6 protein-coding genes are annotated in these 5,090 nt (G+C 70.0%); 2 read left to right on the forward strand and 4 right to left on the reverse strand.

All coding sequences use genetic code 11. The features are described from left to right. Window positions 1-394: HTH domain-containing protein (locus D588_RS0118820; RefSeq protein WP_017917074.1), on the reverse strand; the 394-nt coding region annotated here is incomplete at its 3' end. A gap of 143 nt (window positions 395-537) precedes the next feature. On the opposite strand from D588_RS0118820, the gene D588_RS0118825 reads away from it, so the two are divergent. After that, the gene (locus tag D588_RS0118825) at window positions 538-822 is read left to right on the forward strand and encodes a hypothetical protein (RefSeq protein ID WP_017917075.1); all 285 of its coding nucleotides are present in this window, start codon (window positions 538-540) and stop codon (window positions 820-822) included. Further along, window positions 789-1,577 carry a M90 family metallopeptidase gene (locus tag D588_RS0118830; protein WP_017917076.1) on the forward strand — a complete coding sequence of 263 codons (789 nt, stop codon included), beginning with the start codon at window positions 789-791 and terminating at the stop codon, window positions 1,575-1,577. The genes D588_RS0118825 and D588_RS0118830 overlap by 34 nt, the downstream gene beginning before the upstream one ends. A gap of 240 nt (window positions 1,578-1,817) precedes the next feature. Here the strand turns inward: D588_RS0118830 and D588_RS0118835 are convergent, their stop codons facing one another. The 3 genes from D588_RS0118835 to D588_RS0118845 all read right to left on the reverse strand — a co-directional run. Next, window positions 1,818-3,008 (reverse strand): DUF1501 domain-containing protein, encoded by a 1,191-nt coding sequence (locus D588_RS0118835; protein ID WP_017914410.1) that lies wholly within the window; start codon window positions 3,006-3,008, stop codon window positions 1,818-1,820. 29 nt (window positions 3,009-3,037) lie between these two features. Continuing rightward, a complete protein-coding gene (locus D588_RS0118840; RefSeq protein ID WP_051067891.1) occupies window positions 3,038-4,621 on the reverse strand; it encodes a DUF1800 domain-containing protein in 1,584 nt (527 codons plus the stop codon). A gap of 215 nt (window positions 4,622-4,836) precedes the next feature. Continuing rightward, on the reverse strand, window positions 4,837-5,090 hold a 254-nt coding region (locus tag D588_RS0118845), incomplete at its 5' end, for an ATP-binding protein (protein ID WP_026143879.1).

Here is a 5,090-nt window from a genome sequence, read left to right on the forward strand (position 1 = left end):
GCGGCGACGCCCAGACCCGGCCACGGCGGCCACGGCCGCCGGTCTGGCGCTCGGCCAGCAGGACCTCGCTGCCCTGCGCCGGCGCCGGCCGCTGCAGCAGGGTGGTATTGCTGGAGACCAGGCTCCAGGCGATCTCCAGCCCGACCAGCTCGGCGCCCGCCGGCCCGCTCAGTCCGGCCCGGATCGCCGCGGCGTCGAGCAGTTCCAGCGGCCGTGCCAGGCCATAACCTTCGCCGGCCCGGCCCACGATCTCCACCCCGGCCGCGCGCAGCGCCTGAATGCGCTTCCACACCGCCGCCCGGGTCAGCCCGCAGGCGCGCGCCAGGGCATCGCCGGACAGGGGCCCCTTGCTGAGCCTGGCCAACAGTTCGCGCTCGTCCAACGCCGGTTCCATCGCCTCGTTCCGCCCCTGGGCGTGCAGTGGCGCGCCCTCGTGAACCGAAAAGTATGCGGCAACGCCCCCCGGGCGCCCAGGGCCGGGGCCCTGCAGCGGGTGAAAACCGCGTTAGAATCGGGATTCACCGCCGCTCGCCCTGGATGCCGACGATGCGCCGTTCCCTGCCCTGCCTGCTCCTGTTGCTGCTGCCACTCGCCGCCGCCCACGCGTCCAACGTGCTGGCGGAGAAGCCGCACACCGACTGCACCTACGGCGACGCGGCCGATGCCGACAGCACGCCGACGCGCCCGCCCGCGGCGCTGCATGCGCCCGCCTCCACCGGCAAGCCGGCCTCGACCACCACCGGCGGCGGCAGCGACAGCGACCTGGTGCCACGCATGCGCATGCCGAAGTGGCACAGCTTCCTGCCGGGGATGTTCCGCTGATTCCACGCTGGCTGCGCGGGCTGTGGTCGAAATCCGCCGCCATCGATGGCCCTACCTGGCAGGCCGTGCGCCGCGACTGCGCCTGGGTCGCCGCCCTGGATGCGCCGCGCGAACAGCGCCTGCGTACGCTGGCCAGCGAATTCCTGCATCGCAAGACCATCTCGCCGCTGGGCGGCCTGCAGTTGGATGCCCGGCAGTGCGGCCTGCTCGCCGCACTGTGCTGTCTGCCGCTGCTGGAGTATGGCATCGAGGGCATGCGCGGCTGGTCGCAAGTGCTGGTCTACCCGGACGCGTTCCGCGTGCAGCGCAGCCATGTCGACGCGGCCGGCGTGCTGCACGAGTGGGAAGACGAACTGATCGGCGAATCCTGGGACAGCGGCCCGTTGATCCTGTCCTGGGCCGACGTGCAGGCCGACCTGGACGATCCACGTGCCGGCTATTGCGTGGCGGTGCACGAGATGGCGCACAAGCTCGACGTGCTCGACGGCGCCCTGGACGGCACGCCGCTGCTGCCGCGCGCCTGGCAGCGGCAATGGGCCGACGATTTCCAGCGCAGCTACGACGCCTTCTGCGCGCGCGTGGACCGCGGCCGCGCCAGCGAGATCGACGCCTACGCCGCCGAAGCGCCGGAAGAATTCTTCGCGGTGGTCAGCGAATATCACTTTTCCGCGCCAGAGCGGCTGCAACGCGAGATGCCGGAAGTGGCGGCGCATCTGGCGCGGTTCTATGGGCCGTCGCCGTTCGCTGTGGACTGAGCGGCCATCGCGTCTTGAGGCATCGCTTCAATACGTCGCCGCGATGAACGCGACAAAGCATGCATTACGGGGAGTCGAGCGGGTAACGCGTCGGGACTGAAGTCCCTCCCACAGTGCACCCGTCGGGCGACAGGTGCCGGGTATGAGCGGCTTCAGCCGCGACGGGTCGTTCCTGCACCCGTCGCGGCTGAAGCCGCCCCTACAGGACATCTCCCGAATCCCTCCATCGCGGAAAACGCATCACACCAACTTCAGATCCCGCGCATGCGCCTGCGGAAACACCTTCTGCAGTTGCGTCGGCGACAGGCTCCACATGCGGCCGAGCAGGCCGGCGAACATGTCGCGGTAGTTGGTCAGCACCGGGTAGTCGCGGTCCTGGAACAGCTTGTCCTTGCTCACCGCCACCTGCTCGCCGGCGATGCGGCCGCCGTTGACCCCGCCGCCCAGCACCCAGTACGTGGTGCCATGGCCGTGGTCGGTGCCCTTGTCGCCGTTCTCGCGGAAGGTGCGGCCGAACTCGGACAGCACCACCACCACCGTATTGCGCCACTCCGGTCCCAGCGCCTCGGCATAGGCCGACAGCCCCTCGGACAGGTTGGCCAGGTTGTTGGCCAGCGCGCCGTCGGTGCTGCCCTGGTTGACGTGCGTGTCCCAGCCGCCGACATCGACGAAGCCGAGCCGGTAGCGCTCACGCATCAGCGTGGCGATGCGGCGGGTCTCGTCGGCGAAGGTGCGCGCGCTGGCGGCGCCGCGGTTGGCCTGCTGCATCTCGTCGCGCAGGGCCTGCGAGACCTGCTGGCGCAGCGCCAGGCCGTCGTGCGCGGCGCTGGCCAACTGGGTGCCGTGGTACATGCCGGCGAGGATGTCGGCCTGGCGCTGGTCGAACGCCGGGGTCGGATTGCGCTTGAGCGAGAGATTGGGAATGTCGCCGCCGCCCTGGAAGCTCAGCGGCAGCGAATCGGTGAAGGCGATCGACGGCGTGCCGGTGGCCACCTGCGACAGCCGCGCCAGGAAGCCGGTGCGGTAGTCGCTGCGCTGCCCGGCCGGTTGCCCGGCCTCGATGCTGTCCTGGGTCTCGAAGTGGCTGCGCGACAGGTCGTCGGTGCCGGCGAAAGGCACAAAGGCCAGCTGCTTGTCGTTCCACAGCGGCATCAGCGTGTCGCGCAGCCGTGGGTTCAGGCCCCACTGCGTGTCCAGCGCGATGGCGCTGTTCGGATTGGTCGGATCCGGCCTGGCGATGGCCAGGCTCGGCCGCGAGGCGTAGTAGAAATCGCTCGCGTAAGGCACCAGCAGGTTGTTGCAGTCGTAGCCGCCGCGCAGGAACACCACCAACAAACGCGGCGACGGCGCCGGTGCGGCGAACAGGCGCCCGGCGAACGGCAGGCTGGCCGCAGCGGCGGCGGACGCGAGCAAGAAGCGGCGACGGTGCATGGCGGATCTCCGTGCGGCGAAGGCCGCGGTCAGCGGTAATTGAAATCGGGCGAGGCCAACAGGTAGCCGTTCCACTCCTGCTGCGAGCGCGCCTGCGCCAGCGCCTGGCGCGTGGCGTCGCTCAGTTGCGGCTCGATCGCGTGGTAGTACAGCGGCGTGCTCAGTTGCGGGAAGCCGCCGCGCTGCTGCCCATCGACGGTGAACAGCTGGGTGTTGCCGTTGCCGATCGCACGCGCGATCTCGAAGCGTTGCGCCATCTGCCCGGAGCTGTTCCAGGCACTGGACTGCAGCGACCAGCCATCGGGCGTGATCCGTCCGAAGCTCGGCTCGCCCATCTGGTTCAACCAGCCCAGCAACGGCTGCGGATTGACGATGGTCTGCCCGTCGTAGGCCAGGCGCAGCGCCGAGACCAGGAAGCGGTACGGATCCTTGAACTTGTGCGGCGCGCCGGCCGCCATCTCCGGTGCGGTGAACATCACCTGCAGCACCGCCGCGATGTCGCCGTCGCTGCGCTGGAACGTGCGCGCCATCTTCTCCACCAGCGCCGGCGGCGGATCGTCGGCGACGAAGTACTCGGCCAACTGCCGCGAGATGAAATGCGCGCATGCCGGCTGGCGCACGATCAGTTGCACCGCGCGCTCGACCTCGTCGAAGCCGCCGCCGGCGATGCGCTGGCCAAGCAAGGTCTTGTCGCCGGGTTCGTGCCGCGCCGGATTGAACTCGAACGCGCCACGGCGCACATACTGCGCCTGCAGCGCCGGCGGCAGCTTCGGCGGGCCGTCGCGGTCGACCGGCGCGATGCCGACGCCGGTGAGGATCAGCGCCAGTTGCTGCACGTCCTTCTGCGTGTAGCCGGCATCGACGCCGAGGGTATGCAGTTCCATCAACTCGCGCGCGTAGTTCTCGTTGACCTTGCCTTTGGCGTTCTGCGCGTTGTCCAGGTACTCCAGCATCGCCGGACTCTCCAGCGTCGCCATCACCAGGTCGGAGAACTTGCCCAGCGCGTGCGGGCGGATCGCGTTGTCGGCGTAGTCGGCCACGGTCCAGTGCAGGCGGCCCTTGTCGGCGAACACGCTGAAATGGTTGAGCCAGAACCACACCATCTGCTCGCGCAACTGGTCGGGCGCGTAGATGGCGCGCAGCAACTGCGCCTGGCGTGCCTGGTTCAACAGCAGGTCGCCGCGCTGCTGCGCGGCCTTCTTCGCCGCGACCTTGGCATCGCCATCCGGCATCGCCTTGATCGCCTGCTGCGCGGCGGCCTGCTGCTTGAGCAGTTCCTGGACCGGCGTGTGCAGCGCGGCGTAGCCATCCAGTTGCGCGCGCACCGGCGCCGGCAGGGCGGCATCGCCACCGTCGGCCTGCAGTTGCTCGCGCAGGAAGCGCTTGCGGCCATCGCGCTCGAACTGCGCCACGCTGGCGCTGTCCAGGCCGGTGGTCATCGACTGCAGCCAGCGCGCGTCGTCGCGCTTGAGCACCTTGTCGGTGGCGGCGATGGCACCGACGGTGAACAGCACCAGCAGCAACGACAGCAGCAACCGCTGGGTATTGCGCAGCGCGCGCCGGCCGCGCACGCGCAGACGCGTTGCTGCAGGACGATGCCGGGATGCGGACATGCGGGGCTCCTGGACGAAAAGCGGCGTGAAGACCGGCGCAGTATCGCCAGCTGCGCGCCGGTCGCGTTAAGCCTCTGTCGGAAACCTCCCGGTCATTTGCACGGGATTCACCTGCTGCTGCACTGCAGCGGCGCGCGCGGCCGCTCGATTGGCACGGTTCGTCGCTGCGCAGCGGAATGCCGGTCCCAGACCAGCACAGGAGCGCGCTGTCGGGCTTACAACCCCGGCGGCAGGGTGACCAGGAAGCGCGCCCCGCCCAGTTCCTCGGAGCGGCTGACCTGCAGCTCGCCGCGGTAGCCCTTGACCAGGTCCTGCACGATCGCCAGACCGATGCCGTGGCCATGCACGCGCTCGTCGCCACGCACGCCGCGCTGCAGGATGTGGGCGACCTCTTCCGGCGCGATGCCGGGGCCGTCGTCCTCCACCGCGATGATCAGGCCGGCGCGGCGGCTGCCGGCGGCCGGCTCCG

Origin of the sequence: Xanthomonas sp. SHU 308, from assembly GCF_000364645.1 — a bacterium.
GTDB lineage: Bacteria > Pseudomonadota > Gammaproteobacteria > Xanthomonadales > Xanthomonadaceae > Xanthomonas_A > Xanthomonas_A sontii.